Origin of the sequence: Prauserella cavernicola (genome assembly GCF_016595675.1) — a bacterium.
GTDB lineage: Bacteria > Actinomycetota > Actinomycetes > Mycobacteriales > Pseudonocardiaceae > Prauserella_A > Prauserella_A cavernicola.
Map to the genome: position 1 here is coordinate 679,685 of NZ_JAENJH010000003.1, position 18,682 is coordinate 698,366.

Here is an 18,682-nt window from a genome sequence, read left to right on the forward strand (position 1 = left end):
CAACATATGTACACAAAGGATGGTGAGAAGTACTTCGTCGTCGACGCTCACACGCACTTCTGGGACGCCAGCCCCGACAACTGGGTGCCAGGCCAGGAGGAGTACGCCAAGGGCTGGATCGAGTGCTTCCACGCCTACCAGGGCCTCGGCCCCGCTGAGACCCACTGGCCGCTGGACCGCTTCCAGAAGTACTCGGAAGAGCTGATGATGCACGACCTCTTCGACGAGGGACACGTGGACATCGCGATCTTCCAGCCGACCAACCTGCGGCAGTGGTACACCAACGGCTTCAACACCACCGAGGCCAACGCCGAGCTGTCCGAGCGCCACCCCGGCAAGTTCGTCGTCAACACCTACTTCGACCCTCGCGAGGGCGACGCGGGCATGCGGGCGTTCGAGGAACGGGTCAAGCGCTACGGCTGCAAGGGCGTCAAGCTCTACACCGCGGAGTGGATGGGTGACTCGCGCGGCTGGAGCCTGAAGGATCCCGAGGCCGCGAGGTACCTGGAGAAGTGCCAGGAGCTCGGCGTGCGCAACATCCACGTGCACAAGGGCCCGACGATCTGGCCGCTGGACAAGGACGCCTTCGACGTCTCCGACATCGACCACGTGGCGACCAACTTCCAGGAGCTCAACTTCATCGTCGAGCACGTGGGCCTGCCCCGGATCGAGGACTTCTGCTTCATGGCCACGCAGGAACGCAACGTGTACGCGGGCCTCGCCGTGGTCGTCGGCGGGCTCATGCACGCGAGGCCGAAGTTCTTCGCGAAGGTCATGGGCGAGCTGATGTTCTGGCTCGGCGAGGACAAGCTGATCTTCGGCGCCGACTACGCCATCTGGGAACCCAAGTGGCAGGTCGAGGGCTTCGTCGACTGGAACATGCCGAAGGACGAGGAACTGTCGGACTTCGCGCCGCTCACCACGGCGCAGAAGAAGAAGATCCTCGGTCTGAACGCGGCCAGGCTCTACGACATCGATGTGCCCGCCGACCTTCGGCTCGCCGAGCCGCCGGTCGTCGAGCCGGTCGGCGTGCCGGGACCATGACGGCAGTCGACCTCCCTGGGGCCCGCGCCGGCCGGACCGCCGCTGTCACCTCGGCGGTCTGGTCGGCGCTGGGCACCGTCCGGGATCCCGAACTGGACGAGCCACTCACCGACCTCGGGTTCGTGTCACGGGCCGAGGTGAGCCGAGCGGGCAGAGCCGTGGTGCGGCTGCGGCTGCCCACCTACTTCTGCGCACCGAACTTCGCCTTCCTCATGGTGGCCGACGCCTACGACGCGGTGTCAGCCGTGCCGGGGGTGCGAGAGGCCGACGTCGCGCTCGACGACCACTTCGCCGCCGATGCGATCAACCGCGGCGTTGCCGCGCGGGCGGGCTTCGTCGCGTCGTTCGAGGGGGAGGCGGTCGACGAGCTCGACAGCCTGCGCGCCGACTTCGTGCGCAAGGCCGTGCTCGCCGGCACCGACCGGGTGTGCAGGGCCGTGCTCGCGGCGGGCACCGACCGGGAACGGCTGACGGAGCTCACCCTCGGCGACGCGCCCGAAAGCCCTGACCGCGAACGCTTGCGCGACCGCAGGCGCGAGCTCGGCCTGCCATGCGCCGACGACGATCCGCTGCTCGTCGATCCGGTCTCCGGCTCCGCCGTCGAACCGGCGAACCTCACGCGGCATCTGGGGTTCGCCAGGCTCACGCGGACGAGCCAGGAGGCGAACTCCGGTGTCTGCCGAGGCATGTTGCACGCGCGCTATCCGCACAGCGAGGACCGGGAGGACACCAGATGAAGGCCGTCCGACTGCACTCCTACCACGAGCAACCCGTCATCGAAGAGGTGCCGGAGCCCACGGCAAAGGAACCGTTCGACGTCGTCGTCAAGATCGGGGGCGCCGGGGTCTGCCGCACCGATCTGCACATCATCGAGCAGCAGTGGGCCGAGAAGTCCGGGGTGACACTGCCCTACACGATCGGCCACGAGAACGCGGGCTGGGTGCACGAGGTCGGCCCGGCGGTGTCCAACGTGGAGGTCGGTGACACCGTGATCCTGCACCCGACGCCGACGTGCGGGCTGTGCCACGCGTGCAGGGCCGGCGACGACATGCACTGCGTCAACAGCTCCTTCCCCGGTATCAACGCCGACGGCGGCATGGCCGAGTACCTGCTGACGTCGGCGCGCGCGTGCATCAAGCTCGACCCGGAGACCAGGCCCGAGGACGTGGCGGCGCTGGCCGACGCGGGCATCACCGCCTACCACGCGGTGCGCAAGGCCGCGCCGCTGCTGTATCCGGGCACCGTGTGCGTCGTCAACGGCGCCGGAGGTCTCGGGCACATCGGCATCCAGTCGCTCAAGGCGCTCACCGCGGCCACCGTCGTGGTGGTGGACCGCAACGCCGACGCGCTCGAACTCGCGGGCACGCTCGGCGCCGACGAGACCGTACTCGCCGACGGCAAGCACGTGGACGCCGTGCTCGACCTCACCGGCGGCAACGGCGCCGAGGTGGTGCTGGACTTCGTCGCCGAGCAGGGCGCACAGCAGGACGCGTTCGCGATGACCCGCAGGGCGGGCTCGCACTTCGTGATCGGTTACGGCAGCAACATCGACATCCCGACAATCGACATCATCTCCACCGAACGCAACGTGGTGGGCAATCTGGTGGGTACCTACAACGACCTCGCGGAACTGATGGTGCTCGCCCAGGCGGGCAAGGTCACCCTGCACACCAAGAAGTATCCGCTCGACAACGCGCTCGACGCGCTGGCCGATCTGGACGCGGGCCGGGTCCGCGGCCGCGCGATCCTCACCCCCTGACGCTTCCCCCTCGAGGAGACTCACGATGGCCAAGGAACTTCGCTACGGCCCGCAAGCCCGCGAGCTGCTGCTGTCCGGTGTGGACAAGCTGGCCGACGCGGTGAAGTCGACCCTGGGACCCAAGGGCCGCAACGTGATCATCGAGAAGATCACCGGCTCGCCCGTGGTGACCAACGACGGCGTGACCATCGCCAGGGAGATCCACCTGAAGAACCAGTTCGAGAACATGGGGGCACAGCTGGTCAAGGAAGCCGCGATCAAGACCAACGACGTGGTGGGCGACGGCACCACCACGGCGACGGTGCTCGCCCAGGCCATCGTGCGCGAGGGCATGAAGGCCATCGGCGAGGGCGGAAACCCGGTGCTCGTCAAGCGCGGCATCGACCACGCCGTCGGCATGCTCGTGGAGCACCTGGAGAAGGCAGCACACCCCGTGGCGACCGAACACGACTACGCCAGGGTCGCCGCCATTTCGGCCAACGACGACGACGCCGTTGGCGCGGTGATCGCCAAGGCGCTGCACACCGTGGGCGAGGGCGGTGTCGTGACGGTGGAGGAGTCGCCGAAGATCGGCATGTCCGTGGAGTTCGTCGAGGGCTTCGAGTTCGACAACGGCTACCTCTCGCCGTACCTCGTCACCGACCCCGGAAGGCTCGAGGCGGTACTCGACGACCCCTACATCCTGCTGTGCGCCGAGAAGGTGACCAAGGTCCAGCAGCTGATGCCGGTGCTCGACAAGATCATGCGGGCGCCGCGGCCGCTGGTGCTGATCGCGGAGACCGTCGAGGGCCCGGCACTGAGCATGCTGGTGCACAACCACGTGAATGGCACGTTCCAGTCGGTGGCCGTGCGGGCGCCCGGTTTCGGCGACCGCAGGCTGCACAAGCTGGAGGACATCGCGGCCGTTGTGGGCGGATCTGTGCTGTCGAGGCAATCCGGGTTCACCATGGAGACGATGACTCTGGAACAGCTCGGCAGGGCCAAGCAGGTGCGGGTCAACGAGAACCTCACCACGATCGTCGGCGGCTCAGGCGCGGCGGACAAGGTGGAGTTCCGCGTTTCGCAGCTGCGGTCGGAGCTGTCCAGGGCGCAGTTCGGTATCGACGAGGACGTACTGACCGAACGCATCGGGGCGCTGACCGGCAAGGTCGCGATGATCCGCGTCGGCGCGGCCACGCCGGCCGAGTTGAAGGAACTGCAGCACCGGGTCGAGGACGCCCTGTCCGCGACGCGGGCCGCGATGGCGGAAGGCATCGTGGCGGGCGGCGGCGCTGCGCTGCTGCACGCCGAGAAGGTGCTCGCCACAACGGGACTGGACGGTGACTACGCCACCGGCGCCGACATCGTCCGGCGGGCGCTCGCCGAGCCCGCGTCGCTCATCGCGGGCAACGCGGGGTACGCGGCGAGTGAGGTGATCGAGCGGACCAGAGGACTTGGTGACGACGAAGGGTTCGACGCCCTGCTCGACCGCTACGGCAACATGATCGAGCTCGGCATCATCGATCCGTTGCGGGTCTGCCGCTCGGCGCTGCAGAACGGCGCCTCGGTGGCGGGACTGCTGCTGACCACGGACTCCCTGGTCGCCGAGGAACAGACGCCGTGGGGTGGCAGCGCGGCGTTGATGACCGAGTTCGGTCCGCTGGACGAGGGGCTGCACCAGCCGTCCCCCGATGCCAGTACCCCGCAGTCGCTAGGGATGGGGCCTTCGGTGGGCTGAGTCCCTTGTTTCCGGGAACAGAGGTTGATCGAAATGACACACATTGGGCACGAGAAGATCACGGTTCCCGAGTCGCCGGAGGCGCTCGGTCGTACCGGGGTGCCGCCTTCCGCTCCCGCGGAGCCGACTCCCACCGGGGTGGTCGTCGGCGCGGGCGGTGACCCGCTCATCGTCGGCTTGCCGATCTTCGCGGTCGGGTCGCTCGTGCTGGGGGTGGTGTTGATCGGCGCGGTGCTGCCCGCGACCGCACTCGGCGCGGTGGTGCCCATCGTGCTGGCCGCCACGGGACTCTTCCTGGTGGTCGTCACGGTGTGGGCGGCGATGCTCGGGCAGTCCATGGTCGCCGGTATCACCGGTACGTTCGCCGGGTTCTGGCTCAGTCTCGGCGCGCTGCTGCTGGGTCTGCAGCACAACTGGTACGGGATCGCGGCCGACCAGGTCGCGGGTACCCAGGAGATCTTCTTCATCGCCTGGGGCGCGCTGTTCCTGTTCCTGCTGATCCCGTCGTTGCGGCTACCCGCCATCTACCCGGCGATCGTGCTGCTCGTGGTGGCCGCGCTCGGGTTGGCCGCCGCGTCGGCGCACACCGGCAACACCACGGTGCTGGAGATCGCGGGCTACTTCGTTCTCGGATTCGCGTTCCTCGGCTTCTGCGCGTTCGTCAACGTCGCGCTCACGGCGTCGGGAGCGAAGAGAGCGTTCCCGCCGATCGGCAAGCCGATCATGTCCTGACAGTCGTCGACGAGGAGGGCCGGTGCGTGGTGGCACCGGCCCTCCTGACGTGCTCTAGCGTTGCGCACGTGATCAGACGCGTGCGGGGACTGCTCGCGACGGCGCTGCTGGGCGCCGTCGTGGCGTGCGGGGCGCCGACGGGACAGGCCGGACAGGCGTGGCCCGAGGGTGCCCGGTTCGACTACCAGCTCGGCGCGGCCTACCCGCCCGGCGACGGTGTGGGCCTGGTGGTGCGGGACAGCACCGCCGAGCCTGCCGAGGGCGCCTACAACGTCTGTTACGTCAACGGATTCCAGTCCCAGCCGCAGGATCGGGACCTGTGGCTCGAGGACAGGCGCGACCTGGTGCTCTCCGGCGATGACGGCGAACCGGTGACCGATCCCGCGTGGCCGGACGAGCTGATCCTCGACACCTCGACCCCGGCCAAGCGCGAGCGGCTCGCCGAGTTCGCGGGCGAGGTCGTCGCCCGCTGCGCGGACTCGGGGTTCCAGGCCATCGAGGTGGACAACCTGGACTCCTACACGCGCTCGGCCGGAGCCCTCGACGTCGAGGACAACCTCGCCCTGGCAGCGGAGCTGGCCCGCATCGCACACGAGCACGGTGTCCTCATCGGACAGAAGAACGCCGCCGAGCTCGGCGAGCGGGGACGCGACGAGGCCGGGTTCGACTTCGCGGTGGCCGAGGAGTGCGTGCGCTGGGACGAGTGCTCCGCCTACACCGACGTCTACGGCCAGGCGGTGCTCGACATCGAGTACACCGACGATCTGGAGGGCCCGTTCCGCGAGGCGTGCGAGCGGGTGCCGACGCCGCGCTCGACCATCCTGCGCGACCGCGACCTCGTGGGCCCTGACGAGCGGGGCTACACCTACGACGCCTGCCCGTAGGTCAGCCGTCAGTCCCGGTGCCGGTGGGCACGTTCGCCCTCGCGATCGAGGATGCTCAGCAGCTCCACCGGCCCGTCCACGGCGCTGATCGCGTGCGGCAGCATCGTCGAGAACTCCGCAGCGTTGCCCTCCTGCACCAGCACCGTCCGCTCGCCGAGGTGCAGCCGCGCGGTGCCCGACAGCACGGTGAACCATTCGCGGCCGGGGTGCACGCGCAGCTCCTCGGGGCCGGTCGGCCGGTCGGGGGTGATGCGCATCTTGGCCACCAGCACGCCGTGCGGGGCCCGCTCGCGCGAGAGCAGCCACGTCGTGACGCCCCGGGTGTGCTCGGGCTGGGGGCGAATCACCACGTCGTCGTCCTCTGCCGACTCGACGAGTGAGTCGAGTGTGGTGCCGAGCGCCTTCGCGATGGGCACCAGCTGGTCGAGGGCGATCCGGCGGTTGCCGGTCTCGATGCGGCTCAGCGTGGAGGGACTGAGGTGGCAGCGGGCGGCCAGCGAGTCCAGCGACCAGCCGCGGGCCACCCGCAGGCTGCGGATCCGGCTGCGGATCACGGCGTCCAGCGCGGCATCTTGCGTCATACGCAAGAGTATATGCCGATAGCGCAGGAGCGCGGTTACCGTCGAACGCATGACCCAGCACGCGCACTCGCACGGACACCAGCACGCACACCACGAGGAGCACCTCGCCGACCTGCTCGACCTGGACGCGGCACTGTTGCGCGGCTACCTCGACGAGGTCACCGCGTGGCTCGAATCGCACCTGCCTGGCGAACCGAGCGCCATCGCCGACCTCGGTGCCGGGACCGGGACCGGCAGCGTGGCGCTCGCCCGCCGCTTCCCCTCGGCACACGTGAGCGCGCTCGACCGCTCGGAGCTCATGCTCGACCGCGTCGCGACGGCCGTCCGCGAGCACGGCGTCGCCGAGCGCGTCAGTACCGTGCGCGCGGACCTCGACGACGGCCTGCCCGCGCTCGGCACGGTGGAGCTGGCCTGGGCCTCGTCGTCGCTGCACGAGGTCGCCGACCCCGGCCGCCTGCTGCGCGACGTCCACACCGCGCTTGCTCCTGGCGGTGTGCTGGTGGTGGTGGAGATGGACGGCATCCCGCGCTTCCTGCCCGACGACCTCGGTCTCGGCACGCCCGGTCTCGAGCGGCGCTGCCACGAGGCGGTGGCGCGCGCGGGCTGGAACGCCCACCCCGACTGGCGCTCGCACCTCGAGCGCGCCGGGTTCGAGGTGACCGGGCAGCGCCGGTTCGAGCTCGCGCCCGACCCGGCTGCCGAGGGGACGGTCCGCTACGCCCACGGCTATCTGAGCCGCATCCACCGGGCCCTGGAGTCCGAACTGGACACCGACGATCTCGGGGTGCTCGACCGGCTGCTGTCCGCCGACGACCCGGAGTCGCTCGCGCACCGCACCGACCTCGAGCCGCGCACCAGCCGCACCGCCTGGGTCGCGCGTCGGAACTAGGGCGCGGTCACCACGACCTTGCCGAACAGCTCCGGCGAGCTCAGCCTGGCGAACGCCGCCTCGGGCTCGGTCAGCGGGAACGTCGAGTCGACGAGCGGGCGCACCGGCAGCTCCGCCAGGTGGGGACGCACCGCGTCGGCCAGCCGTGCCAGCTCGGGCAGTGTCCTGCCGCGGAACGTGGTGCCGATGAGGCTGAGCCGGTTGCGGGCCAGCAGTTCCAGGTCCAATGTCGTCGTGGCGCCGCCGAGCCTGCCGATCTGCACCACGCGAGCACGCGGCGCGGCCAGCGGGAGCACGGCGGCCAGGGTGTCGCCGCCGACGTGGTCGAGCACCACGTCGAACCCGGCTCGCGTGGTGTCGCCCGGCAGCACGAGCACGTCGTCGGCGCCCGCCGCGAGCACCGCCGGGGCGCGTTCGGGCCGCCGCGTCGTGCCGGTCACCCGGCTGGCGCCGAGGTGCGCGGCGAGTCCCACCGCGAACAGCCCCACGCCGCTGGTCGCGCCCACCACGAGCACGGCGTCGCCCTCGCCGAACCCGCCCCGCGTGAGCGCGTCGTACTCGGTGAGCAGGGCGCTGGGCAGGGCCGCGGCCTCGGTCCAGGACCAGCCCGCCGGGCGTGGCAGCAGCAGGCGATGGTCGAGCGTGACGAACTCCGCGCACGTGCCGCCCGCCTGGCCCACCACGGCGTCGCCCGCCGCCCAGTCGCCCGTGGGCTCCACGACCTCGCCCGCGAACTCGAAGCCCACCCGGTCGGCGCCCACCGTCCAGCCCGCGTCGTCGGGCACGTAGCCGCCCTCGCGCATCAGCGCGTCCGCGCGATTCAGCCCGGCGGCGCGCACCCGCACCAGCACCTCACCCGGAGCCGGGACGGGCCGCGGCACCCGCGCGATCTCCCAGCGGGGTCCCGTCACCGTCAGTACCGCGCGCATGGCTCCAGTGGATCACACCGGGGTGACGACCTCGCGCACCAGCGGCACGCCGGGGCGGTAGGCAAGGTGCAGGTACGACGGCGCGTCGAGCAGCGCGAAGTCCGCCCGCCGTCCAGGGGCGAGCACGCCGACGTCGGGACGTCGCAAAGCCGCCGCGCCGCCCGCGGTCGCCGCCCACAGCGCCTCCGCGGGCGTGAGGCCCATGTCCCGCACGGCGAGCGCGATGCAGAACGCCATGCTGGAGGTGAACGAGCTGCCCGGGTTGCAGTCGGTGGCCAGCGCGACGGTGACCCCCGCGTCGAGCAGCCGTCGCGCGTCCGGCCACGGCGAGCGCGTCGAGAACTCCACGCCGGGCAGCAGCGTGGCCACGGTGTCGCCCGCCGCGAGCGCCTCCACGTCGTTGTCGGTGGTGTAGGTGCAGTGATCCACCGAGGCCGCGCCCAGCTCCACCGCCAGCCGGATGCCCGGCCCCGGGCCGAGCTGGCCCGCGTGCAGCCTCGGCGTGAGCCCGGCGGCCATCCCCGCCTCGAGCACGGTCCGTGCCTCGTCGACGTCGAACGCGCCCCGGTCGCAGAACACGTCCACCCAGCGGGCCAGCGGAGCGCACGCCCGCAGCATCGGCCCCGCCACCAGCTCCACGTACTCGTCGCGCCGGTCGCGGAACTCCGGCGGCACCACGTGCGCGCCCAGGAACGTCGTCTCCGGCGTGAGCGCGGACGCGACGGCCAGCGACCGCACCTCGTGCTCGACGGAGAGGCCGTAGCCGCTCTTGCACTCGAACGTCGTGATGCCGCCGCGCAGCATCTCCCTCGCCAGCCGGGCGGCTCCGTGCGCGAGGGTCGCGTCGTCGGCCTCGCGGGTGGCGGCGACCGTCGTGGCGATCCCGCCCGCGCCGTAGGGCGTCCCGCTCATCCGCGCGGCGAACTCGGCGGAGCGCTCGCCCGCGAACACGAGGTGCGCGTGGCTGTCGACGAACCCGGGGATCACGCTCGACCCCTCGCAGTCCACGCTCGTGTCCGCGGCGGGAGCGGAGCCGCGCTCGCCGACCCAGGAGATGGTGTCGCCCTCGACGGCCAGCGCCGCGTCCGTGACGACGCCGAGCGCGCTGCCGTCGCCCTGTGCGGGATCGTTGGTCACCAGCTCACCGATGCCGGTGTAGAGCACGCTCATGCCTCGAGCACCTCCCGGATCGCCGAGGCCAGCTCGCCGGCCGGATCCTCGATCGTCACGTGCCTGCGGTCGGCGACCACCGTGCGGCCACCCACCACCACGTCGGTGACATCGGCAGCCGAGGCCGCGAACACCACGTTCTCCACGGTCGCGCCACCGCCCGCGGTGCGCACCGAAGCACGGTCGACGGCCACGAGATCGGCGCGCATCCCCGGGGCCAGCTCGCCGCCGTCGGGCCTGCCGAGCGCGCGGTGACCGTCCACTGTGGCCGAGCGGAGCAGCCGGGCGGCCGGGATGACGCCACGTTCGCGGCGTGCCAGCCGCTCGTCGAGCTCGACGGCCCTTGCCTCCTCGAGCAGGTCGATCACCGCGTGGCTGTCGGAGCCGAGACTGAACCCGCCGCGGCCGGCGAGCAGCTCGGCCGCGGGACCGATGCCGTCGCCGAGATCGCGTTCGGTGGTGGGGCAGAAGCACACGCCCGTCGCGCTGCGATCGAGCTCGCGCACGTCCTCGGCGGTGAGGTGGGTGGCGTGCACGGCGGTGGTACGCGGCCCGAGCGCACCCGCGTCGCGCAACAGCGCGGTGGGCGTGCGCCCGTGCACGGCGCGGCACTGCTCCACCTCGGCGGTCTGCTCCGACGAGTGGACGTGCAGGGGTGCGTGGTGCCGCTCGGCCCACTCCACGACGTCGCCGAGGTGTTCGGGCGGCACCGCGCGCACCGAGTGCGCCGCCGCGCCGACGAGCACGCCGGGGTGTTCCTTCACCTGCCGGGCAAGCGCTTCCGCGCGTTCGGCCCAGCGGGCGCCGTCTCCGTCGCCGAACCTCCGTTGTGGACCGTCGGCCAGCGGTGCGCCGTCGACGCCCGCGGTCAGGTAACACGTGTCGAGCAGCGTCAGCCGCACGCCCGCGTCGGCGGCGGCCTCCACGAGCGCGAGCCCCATCGCGTTCGGGTCGGCGTAGGGGCGCCCGTCGTGGTCGTGGTGCAGGTAGTGGAACTCGCCGACCACCGTGACGCCGGCCATCGCCATCTCGGCGTAGACGGCGCGCGCGAGCCGCAGGTAGCTGCCGGGGTCGAGTCGCCCGGCCACGGCGTACATCAGCTCGCGCCACGTCCAGAACGAGCCGCGCCCGCGTTGCGTGTGCGAGCGCAGCGCCCGGTGGAACGCGTGCGAGTGCGTGTTGGCGAGTCCGGGCAGCACGACGCCGTTCAGCCGTAGCGCGGACGGCGGCCGGGCGACTCCCGTGCGGACACTCGTGATCAGGCCGTCCTCGGCCGAGACCAGCACGCCGTCGGCGACGGTGTCCCCGCCGAGCCAGGCGTGCTCGCACCACCACTGCGCCGTCATCGGGTGACCCAGTCGATCAGCACCTCCGCGAGCGCCCGCGCGCCGTGCTCGCAGTCGGCCTCCTCCGCGTGCTCGGCGGGGGAGTGCGAGATGCCGGTGGGGTTGCGCACGAACAGCATCGCTGTGGGCACCAGCGCCGAGAGCACACCCGCGTCGTGGCCGGCCGCGGTGGGCAGTTCGGGCACCTCGCCGAGGATCCGGCGCAGCCGTCGTCTCGGCTCCTGGCCGAACTCGACCACGGGCGTGCGCGACTCGGAGCTCACCTCGACGGTCGCGCCCTCCTCGGCGGCGAACCGCTGAGCGTCGGAGGCCAGGCCCTCGACGAGCGCCTCCAGCGCGGGTTCGGTCGCCGCGCGCGCGTCGAGCCAGGCGTGCACGTGAGACGGGATCGCGTTGGTGCCGTTGGGTTCCACCCGCACCCTGCCGAACGTGGCGACCGCCTCGTGCAGCTCGGCGCCCGTACGCGCCGCGCGCACCGCCGAGGCGAACGCGAGCATCGGATCACGCCGGTCGGCCAGCTGTGTGGTGCCCGCGTGGTTGGCCTGCCCGGCGAAGCTGAACCGCCAGCGCCCGTGCGGCCAGATCGCCGTGCCGATCGCGAGCGGCCGGTCCAGCTCGTCCAGCGCGCGGCCCTGCTCCACGTGCAGCTCCACGAACACCCCCACGCGATCGGCCAGCGTCGGGTCGGCGCCGAGCGCGTGCGGGTCGCGTCCCTGCCTCGTCAGCGCCTCGGCGAGCGTGACGCCGTCGTTGTCGCGCAACGCCAGCGCCCGCTCCGGCTCCAGCGTCCCGGCGGAGAGCCGGGAACCCGCGCACGCGACGCCGAAGCGCGCGCCCTCCTCGTCCGAGAACGCGACCACCGCGACCGGAACCGAGGGCACCACCCCGCGCTGCCTGGCGACGTCCACCGCCGCGAAGCCCGAGACCACGCCGAGCGGGCCGTCGAACGCGCCGCCGTCGGGCACCGAGTCCAGGTGCGAGCCGGTGACGAACGCGCCGCGCGGATCGCCGCTCCAGCCTGGCGGCGACCACCACGCCCACAGGTTGCCGTTGCGGTCCTCCTCGACGTCCATCCCACGCTGCCGGGCGCAGTCGGTGAACCACTCCCGCAGCGTCAGGTCCGCGGGCGTCCAGGCGTAGCGCCGGTAGCCGCCGGTGCCGCCGTCCCTGCCGATGCCGGACAGCGACGGCCACAGCGTCGTGAACGAGCTCATCCGTGCTCCCGCATCGGCACGCGCACGCCGCGCTCGGCGGCGATGTCGCCCGCGTGCTCGTAGCCCGCGTCGACATGGCGGATCACGCCCATGCCGGGATCGTTGGTCAGCACGCGTTCGAGCTTGCGTGCGGCCAGTTCGGTGCCGTCGGCGACACACACCTGCCCGGCGTGGATCGACCGGCCCATGCCAACTCCGCCGCCGTGGTGGATCGACACCCACGACGCCCCGGACGCGGTGTTCACGAGCGCGTTGAGCAGCGGCCAGTCGGCCACGGCGTCGGAGCCGTCGAGCATCGACTCGGTCTCGCGGTAGGGCGAGGCGACGGACCCGGAGTCGAGGTGGTCGCGACCGATCACGATCGGCGCCGACAGCTCACCCGAGGCCACCATCTCGTTGAACCGCAGGCCGGCCAGGTGCCGTTCGCCGTAGCCGAGCCAGCAGATGCGCGCCGGCAGGCCCTGGAAGGCCACCTTCTCGCCCGCCATCGTCAGCCAGCGGCGCAGGTGCGCGTTGCCGGGGAACAGGTCGAGCACGGCACGGTCGGTGGCCGCGATGTCGGCGGGATCGCCGGACAACGCCACCCAGCGGAACGGGCCGAGCCCCTCCTCGAACTGCGGCCGGATGTAGGCGGGTACGAAGCCGGGGAAGTCGAAAGCCCTGCCGTAGCCAGCTTTGCGCGCCTCGTCGCGGATCGAGTTGCCGTAGTCGAACACCTCAGCGCCCCGGTCGAGGAAGCCCACCATCGCCTCGACGTGCGCGGCCATCGCCGTGCGCGCCTCCTCGGTGAAGTACGCCGGGTCCTTCTCCGACGCGCTGCGCATCTGCCCGAACTCGATGCCCAGCGGCAGGTACGAGAGCGGGTCGTGCGCGGAGGTCTGGTCGGTCACCACGTCGATCGGTGCGTCGCGGCGCAGCAGCTCGGGAAACACCTCGGCGGCGTTGCCGAGCACGCCGATGGACAGTGGCCGCCGCGCGTCGCGCGCCTCGACCGCCAACCGCAGCGCCTCGTCGAGGTCGGCCGCCTGGACGTCCAGGTAGCGGTGCGCGATGCGCCGCTCGATGCGGCTCGGATCGCACTCGACGCAGATCGCCACGCCGTCGTTCATCGTGATGGCCAGCGGCTGCGCGCCGCCCATGCCGCCCAGCCCCGCGGTGAGCGTGATCGTGCCCGCCAGGCTTCCGCCGAAGCGTGTGCGGGCGACCGCGCCGAACGTCTCGAACGTGCCCTGCAGAATGCCCTGCGTTCCGATGTAGATCCACGAACCCGCGGTCATCTGGCCGTACATCATCAGCCCCGCGGCGTCGAGCCTGCGGAACTCCTCCCACGTCGCCCAGTCGCCGACGAGGTTGGAGTTGGCGAGCAGCACACGAGGAGCCCACTCGCTGGTGCGCAGCACCCCGACGGGCTTTCCGCTCTGCACCAGCAGCGTCTCGTCGTCGGCGAGCGTGTGCAACGTGCGCACGATCGCGTCGAACGCGGGCCAGTTTCGCGCCGCGCGGCCGGTGCCGCCGTAGACGACGAGGTCGTCGGGGTGCTCGGCGACCTCGGGATCGAGGTTGTTCATCAACATGCGCAGCGCGGCCTCCTGCTGCCAGCCCCGGCAGGAGAGGGTGCTCCCGCGAGCGGCTCGCACGGGCCGTGGACCGGAGTTCGACGCCATGTCTCCAGCAGACCGCACGCGCTGCCCCGGCTCCACGGAACGCGGCGACATTGCGTCTCGGATCCGAGACGCGCCTGGATGGCGAGTGCTCAGCCGTTCAGTGCCACGGTGACCGTCACGCGGCCCCGGTCGTCGCGCGTGGCGACGGCGTGGCCGGCGCGGTCGACGTCGTCCAGCTCCAGTGACAGCGGGCCGCCGTCGCCGGTGAAGTTGCGCCACCACCGTTTCGCGTCGGGCAGGCGGACGGGGATCGTGACGGTGTCCTCGCGCCGCCGGAACGCGACCGGTGTGCTGAAGGTCCGGCCCGACCGCCTGCCCGTGTAGGTCACGATCGTCAGGCGTGCGCGCAGGAACCGCCCCCAGCGTGGGGACGAGCGCCTGGCCACGACCCACCTGTTGAACGCATCGACGAAACGCCGCACCGGACCTCCTCGGTTCCCTGTCACCGTGCCGACGCTAGCCGCGCGGGGCATCTGTTCGGCCGGAAGTGAGAGCGATGAGTGCCGAGGTGTCTCGCCTGCACCTAACGCGAGGCGGGGCCTTTGGGTTTGTGGTCGCGCGGCTTCTTGCGGGGCGGATCGCCGTCGCTCGCGCGCGCCGGTCCGGTGATGAGCGAGGTCCAACGGGTGAGCACGGACAGCAGAGTTCGGATCATGCTCCGTCCTTCCGCTCGGCGGGTGCCGGAAACGTCGCACATTCCGAGCCGGCCAGGACCGTCGGCGAGCGATTGATGCGTCCCCGTTACCGAGCGGGCCCCCCTCGCGGGTCAGTGCGGCGGCAGGCCCGGCCTGTTGGGCACCCGCGGGCCGATGAGCGCTCCCGCGAGCGAGAGCGCCGTGCCCGCCAGGAGCAGCCACGGGCCGGGACCGAGTTCGCTCAGGTACTGGCCGTTGTCGGTGAAGATCACCAGGCTCACGCCGTGGTAGAGCAGGGCCAGCGCGGGGAACGCGGCGATCAGCGCGCGGGTCGGTCCGGTTCTGCCCTGCAGCAGGCTCGACTTCGTCAGGCCGCCGCGTTTGGCGATCTTCTCCCGCGAGCGCAGCACCCCGAGCGACCACAAGATGGGCGCCACCGCGGCCACTCCGAGCGCGATGAAACCGGCCCTGCGGAAGTAGATCCAGAGCCAGAGGTCGGTGTCGCTCGCCAGGGCCGAGCGGAGGTCGATGAAGCCCGCCTCTCCGACCCAGGCCAGGACGAACACGCCGAGCACGGCCAGCACGATCCCGATGAGCGCCGGGATCGCACCCCAGCCCGGCAGCGTCAGTGGCGGTTCCTGCTGCGGCTGCTGTCCCGGGTACTGCGGTCCCGGGTATTGCCGCGGCGGGTACTGCCCGCCCTGGAACTGCTGCGGGTAGTGCTGCTGGAACTGCTGCGGCTGTTGGTACTGCTGCTGCGGATACGGCTGCTGGTACTGCTGTGGGTGCGGCTGCCGCGCCGGGTACTGCCCCGGTTGCCAGCCGGGCTGCTGCTGCGGATAGCCGTGTCCGGGGCCCCCATGCGTCATGCCGGACAACCTAACCCGCCCGGCGCGCCCCCGTCCGCGATTGCGCCGAACTCGCCGACCCCCGGCCGTCCACAGTGGCCTCCGGGCTCCGGCACAAACAAACACACCGGCCCGGTACCCGGTCAAACCCTGCCCTACCTGCGAAAAGAGCGTCCCCGTAGGCAGAGGTTCACTCAAACGAATGATGAAGATCGTCTTCATGTCACCTCTGCGGGAAAAAGTGCAAAAGCCGCGTAGCGGAAAGCCTCGCGGACCATCCGGCACAACCTCACGGAACGAGGGATCAATGAGAAGCAGAGTGCACACCCGCACTCGGAACCTCGTCGTCACGGGAACGGCACTGGGCATCGCCGCCGCCATCACCCTGCCGACCGGCGTCGCCAGCGCCGCCGAATCGCCCGCCCCGAAGAACATCATCGTCCTGATCTCGGACGGCGGTGGTTACAACCACTTCGATCTGGCCAGCCTCTACGAGCAGGGCCAGAGCTACCACCAGGTGGACGTCGACCCGGCCACCGGCGCAGTCGAGCGCGTGCCCGGCACGCCCACCCAGGTCTACGAGCAGTGGCCCGTGCAGGTCGCTCAGTCGCACTACGCCGCCAACGGCCGCGGCGACTACGTCACCGAGCGGGCGTGGGGCGATTTCGGCTGGGTCTCCTCGGGCGCCACCGACTCCGCCGCCGCGGCCACCGCGCTCGGCACGGGCGTCAAGACCAACAACGGCGTCATCGGCTTCGACCCCGAGGGCGAGCGCCTGCTCACCGTCGGCGAGCAGGCCAAGGAGGTCGGCAAGAAGGTCGGCCTCGTCACCTCGGTGCCGTTCAACCACGCGACGCCGGCCGGTTTCATCGCGCACAACGCCGACCGCAACGACTACCAGGGTCTGGCTACCGAGATGATCGACAGCGGCGCCGACGTGATCATGGGCGGTGGCCACCCGAACTTCACCGACGCGCACACCAGCCGTGCGTCGAACTGGACGTGGATCTCGCAGCCCGACTTCGAGCGCGTCAGCTCGGGCGGTACGGACTTCTCCTACGTCGAGAGCCGCGGCGACTTCGAGGCCCTCGCCGAGGGTGCCTCGGTGCCGGACAAGGTCTTCGGGCTCGCGCAGGTCGCCGAGACCCTGCAGTACAACCGTCCCGGCCTCGGTAACGACGACGTGCTGCCGGGTACCGACCCGCGCAACGACGTCCCCGGTCTGGACACCATGACCCAGGGCGCGCTCAACGTGCTCGAGCAGGACGACGACGGCTTCTTCCTGATGGTCGAGGGCGGCGCCGTCGACTGGGCCGGCCACGCCAACCAGACCACGCGCGCCGTGGAGGAGCAGGTCGAGTTCAACGACGCCGTCAACGCCGTCAACGACTGGGTGGAGCAGAACAGCAGCTGGGAGGAGACGCTCGTCCTGGTCACCGCCGACCACGAGACCGGCTACCTCGCGGGCCCCGGCTCGAACCCGGCGTGGACGCCGATGACCGGTGCCGCCGGTGAGCTGCCCCAGGTCTCCTGGCACTCGGGCGGCCACACCAACGCGCTCGTTCCGTTCTATGCCAAGGGCGCCGGTTCGGACATCCTGCAGGCGCGTGCCGACAAGTGGGACACCGTCCGCGGCGCCTACCTCGACAACACCGCGATCGGCGAGACGGTCTTCGACCTGCTCGGCCACGGCCCCGCCGCGGGCGAGTCGTCGGTGGCGCTGGAGGCCGACGTGCCGCTGTCGGCACCCGGTGGTGCGCTGAGCATGGTCGTCGACGGTGTGGACCCGGTCGTCTTCGCCGGCGCGTCCCGCGAGCAGTCGGCCGCGCTTCCCGAGGTGACCGTCGTCGACAGCCGCAACGAGGTGCAGGCACGGGGCCAGGGCTGGACGGTCTCGGGCTCGGCGAGCGAGTTCGCCGCCGGTAACCGCAAGTTCGGCGCCGAGAACCTGCGCTGGGACCCGCGGGTCGTGCGGTCCGAGTCGAACGCCCCGGCAGGCCCTTCCGCGACCCTGGAGGGTCCCGCGGCGCTGGCCGACACCGACCGCGTCAACCGCTACGGCACGACCGTGCTGAGCGCCGACCTCGGCCTCTCCGTGCCGCAGCAGGCGAGCAGCGGCCGCTACGGCAGCGAGATCACCTTGACGTTGTTCGCCAAGGACTGAGCTGCCCCGCCGGCGGGTGGGAATCGTCGAGGGACGGTTCCCACCCGCGTTCGTCCCGACCGAAACCGCCGCGCCCTCGCGCGGCAGGAAGGAGCAGTGCGTGCCCACCGCCCTGCCACGGCCGCGCGGGAGAGTTCTCCTCGCGTTCGCCGCGACCGCGGCCGCCGCGCTCGGTCTCACTCTCGGCCCGCTGGTCCCGGCTGCCTTGGCCGCCCAGGTCGAGTGGAGCGTCGCCCCCGCGAACGGCGACGGACCCGACGGCCGGATCTCGCTGCGGCACGTCGCCGATCCCGGCGCGACCGTCGGCGACGCGATCGCCGTGACCAACCTGGGTGCGGAGCCCGCCGAGTTCTCGGTCGCCTCGGGCGACGGTGTGCTCGGCGGCAACGGAGCCTTCGACATCGCGCGGGGCGAGCCGACCGGTTCCGGGTCGTGGATCCGCGTTGGCGGGCTCGACGACGGCGGGCTCACCCTCGCCGGCGGCGAGACGCGCGTGCTGCCGGTGACCGTCACCATCCCGGACCGCGCCACGCCTGGTGACCACCCCGCAGGCATCGCCGTGGGCGTCTCGAGCGCGCAGGACGGCGTCACCGTCCAGCAGCGCATCGGCGTGCGGCTGCACCTGCGGGTCGCGGGCGAGCTGGAGCCGGCGGTGGACGTGCGCGGTGTCGAAACGTCGTACACGCCGTCGTGGATCCCGTTCGTGCCCGGCACTCTGCGCGTGGACTACGAGGTGGCCAACACCGGAAACGTGCGGCTGGGCGCCACCACGACCCTGGACGCCGCGGGCCCGCTGGGCCTCGCCTCCGCCGAGCACACGGGCCGCGTGGACGAGCTGCTGCCCGGCGACGACGTGGCCCGCTCCGCCGAGGTGACGGTCTTCCCGCTGTTCGCGCTCTTCGGCGACCTCACCGCGACGCCGCTGGCCGTCGGCGAGGACCAGGTGCCGCTGCCCGCGGCGGGAACCCACTCGTTCACCAGCGTTGCGGTGCCCTGGCTCGAACTCGCCGTGCTCGTGCTCGTCGGCCTGCTCGTCCGCCGCGTCGTGCGCAGGCGCCGCGCCACCGCGAGCGAGCCGGAGCGCGAGCCCGTGGCGGCGCGGTAGC

Annotated in this window: 18 protein-coding genes; 9 read left to right on the forward strand and 9 right to left on the reverse strand. The window is 71.7% G+C overall.

Annotated features, from left to right (window positions below):
* Window positions 1–6 precede the first annotated feature (6 nt).
* The 6 genes from JHE00_RS16605 to JHE00_RS16630 all read left to right on the forward strand — a co-directional run bounded on the left by JHE00_RS16605 (window position 7) and on the right by JHE00_RS16630 (window position 6,136).
* Window positions 7–1,044, forward strand: coding sequence for an amidohydrolase family protein (locus tag JHE00_RS16605; protein ID WP_200318950.1), 1,038 nt, complete (start codon window positions 7–9; stop codon window positions 1,042–1,044).
* On the forward strand, window positions 1,041–1,781 hold the full coding sequence (locus tag JHE00_RS16610) for a metal-sulfur cluster assembly factor (protein ID WP_200318951.1): 741 nt from the start codon (window positions 1,041–1,043) through the stop codon (window positions 1,779–1,781). Before JHE00_RS16605 ends, JHE00_RS16610 begins: the two co-directional genes overlap by 4 nt.
* Window positions 1,778–2,803, forward strand: a complete 1,026-nt coding sequence (locus tag JHE00_RS16615) for an NAD(P)-dependent alcohol dehydrogenase (protein WP_200318952.1) — start codon at window positions 1,778–1,780, stop codon at window positions 2,801–2,803. The genes JHE00_RS16610 and JHE00_RS16615 overlap by 4 nt, the downstream gene beginning before the upstream one ends.
* A 25-nt stretch (window positions 2,804–2,828) precedes the next feature.
* Window positions 2,829–4,520 carry a chaperonin GroEL gene (groL, locus tag JHE00_RS16620; protein ID WP_200318953.1) on the forward strand — a complete coding sequence of 564 codons (1,692 nt, stop codon included), beginning with the start codon at window positions 2,829–2,831 and terminating at the stop codon, window positions 4,518–4,520.
* Between the two features lie 33 nt (window positions 4,521–4,553).
* Entirely contained in the window at window positions 4,554–5,252 is a 699-nt protein-coding gene (locus JHE00_RS16625; protein WP_200318954.1) for a GPR1/FUN34/YaaH family transporter, read from the forward strand.
* A 68-nt stretch (window positions 5,253–5,320) separates the two neighbouring features.
* Window positions 5,321–6,136: an endo alpha-1,4 polygalactosaminidase gene (locus JHE00_RS16630; RefSeq protein ID WP_307831966.1), complete on the forward strand. Its 816-nt coding sequence runs from the start codon at window positions 5,321–5,323 to the stop codon at window positions 6,134–6,136.
* Between the two features lie 8 nt (window positions 6,137–6,144).
* Here JHE00_RS16630 and JHE00_RS16635 read toward each other — a convergent pair whose 3' ends face one another.
* Window positions 6,145–6,717, reverse strand: coding sequence for a helix-turn-helix domain-containing protein (locus tag JHE00_RS16635; RefSeq protein WP_200318955.1), 573 nt, complete (start codon window positions 6,715–6,717; stop codon window positions 6,145–6,147).
* A 49-nt stretch (window positions 6,718–6,766) separates the two neighbouring features.
* On the opposite strand from JHE00_RS16635, the gene JHE00_RS16640 reads away from it, so the two are divergent.
* Window positions 6,767–7,606 carry a class I SAM-dependent methyltransferase gene (locus tag JHE00_RS16640; protein WP_200318956.1) on the forward strand — a complete coding sequence of 280 codons (840 nt, stop codon included), beginning with the start codon at window positions 6,767–6,769 and terminating at the stop codon, window positions 7,604–7,606.
* On the opposite strand, the gene JHE00_RS16645 is transcribed toward JHE00_RS16640, so the two are convergent.
* The 8 genes from JHE00_RS16645 to JHE00_RS16675 all read right to left on the reverse strand — a co-directional run bounded on the left by JHE00_RS16645 (window position 7,603) and on the right by JHE00_RS16675 (window position 15,433).
* On the reverse strand, window positions 7,603–8,535 hold the full coding sequence (locus JHE00_RS16645) for a zinc-binding dehydrogenase (RefSeq protein WP_200318957.1): 933 nt from the start codon (window positions 8,533–8,535) through the stop codon (window positions 7,603–7,605). The genes JHE00_RS16640 and JHE00_RS16645 overlap by 4 nt on opposite strands.
* A gap of 12 nt (window positions 8,536–8,547) precedes the next feature.
* On the reverse strand, window positions 8,548–9,705 hold the full coding sequence (hutI, locus tag JHE00_RS16650; protein ID WP_200318958.1) for an imidazolonepropionase: 1,158 nt from the start codon (window positions 9,703–9,705) through the stop codon (window positions 8,548–8,550).
* On the reverse strand, window positions 9,702–11,051 hold the full coding sequence (locus JHE00_RS16655; RefSeq protein ID WP_200318959.1) for a formimidoylglutamate deiminase: 1,350 nt from the start codon (window positions 11,049–11,051) through the stop codon (window positions 9,702–9,704). Before JHE00_RS16655 ends, hutI begins: the two co-directional genes overlap by 4 nt.
* Window positions 11,048–12,265: an allantoate amidohydrolase gene (locus tag JHE00_RS16660; protein ID WP_200318960.1), complete on the reverse strand. Its 1,218-nt coding sequence runs from the start codon at window positions 12,263–12,265 to the stop codon at window positions 11,048–11,050. Before JHE00_RS16660 ends, JHE00_RS16655 begins: the two co-directional genes overlap by 4 nt.
* Window positions 12,262–13,929 carry a urocanate hydratase gene (hutU, locus tag JHE00_RS16665; protein ID WP_200318961.1) on the reverse strand — a complete coding sequence of 556 codons (1,668 nt, stop codon included), beginning with the start codon at window positions 13,927–13,929 and terminating at the stop codon, window positions 12,262–12,264. The genes JHE00_RS16660 and hutU overlap by 4 nt, the downstream gene beginning before the upstream one ends.
* An 89-nt stretch (window positions 13,930–14,018) precedes the next feature.
* Window positions 14,019–14,351, reverse strand: a complete 333-nt coding sequence (locus JHE00_RS16670; RefSeq protein ID WP_200318962.1) for a hypothetical protein — start codon at window positions 14,349–14,351, stop codon at window positions 14,019–14,021.
* Between the two features lie 101 nt (window positions 14,352–14,452).
* Entirely contained in the window at window positions 14,453–14,584 is a 132-nt protein-coding gene (locus tag JHE00_RS35575; RefSeq protein ID WP_268958287.1) for a hypothetical protein, read from the reverse strand.
* Window positions 14,585–14,695: 111 nt separating this feature from the next.
* Window positions 14,696–15,433: a hypothetical protein gene (locus tag JHE00_RS16675; protein WP_200318963.1), complete on the reverse strand. Its 738-nt coding sequence runs from the start codon at window positions 15,431–15,433 to the stop codon at window positions 14,696–14,698.
* Window positions 15,434–15,719: 286 nt separating this feature from the next.
* Between JHE00_RS16675 and JHE00_RS16680 the strand changes: the two genes are divergently transcribed.
* Both JHE00_RS16680 and JHE00_RS16685 read left to right on the forward strand, forming a co-directional pair.
* Complete coding sequence (locus JHE00_RS16680) at window positions 15,720–17,576, forward strand: alkaline phosphatase (protein WP_200318964.1); 1,857 nt, start codon at window positions 15,720–15,722, stop codon at window positions 17,574–17,576.
* A 100-nt stretch (window positions 17,577–17,676) separates the two neighbouring features.
* Window positions 17,677–18,681 carry a COG1470 family protein gene (locus tag JHE00_RS16685; protein WP_200318965.1) on the forward strand — a complete coding sequence of 335 codons (1,005 nt, stop codon included), beginning with the start codon at window positions 17,677–17,679 and terminating at the stop codon, window positions 18,679–18,681.
* The last annotated feature ends 1 nt before the right edge of the window (window position 18,682 follow it).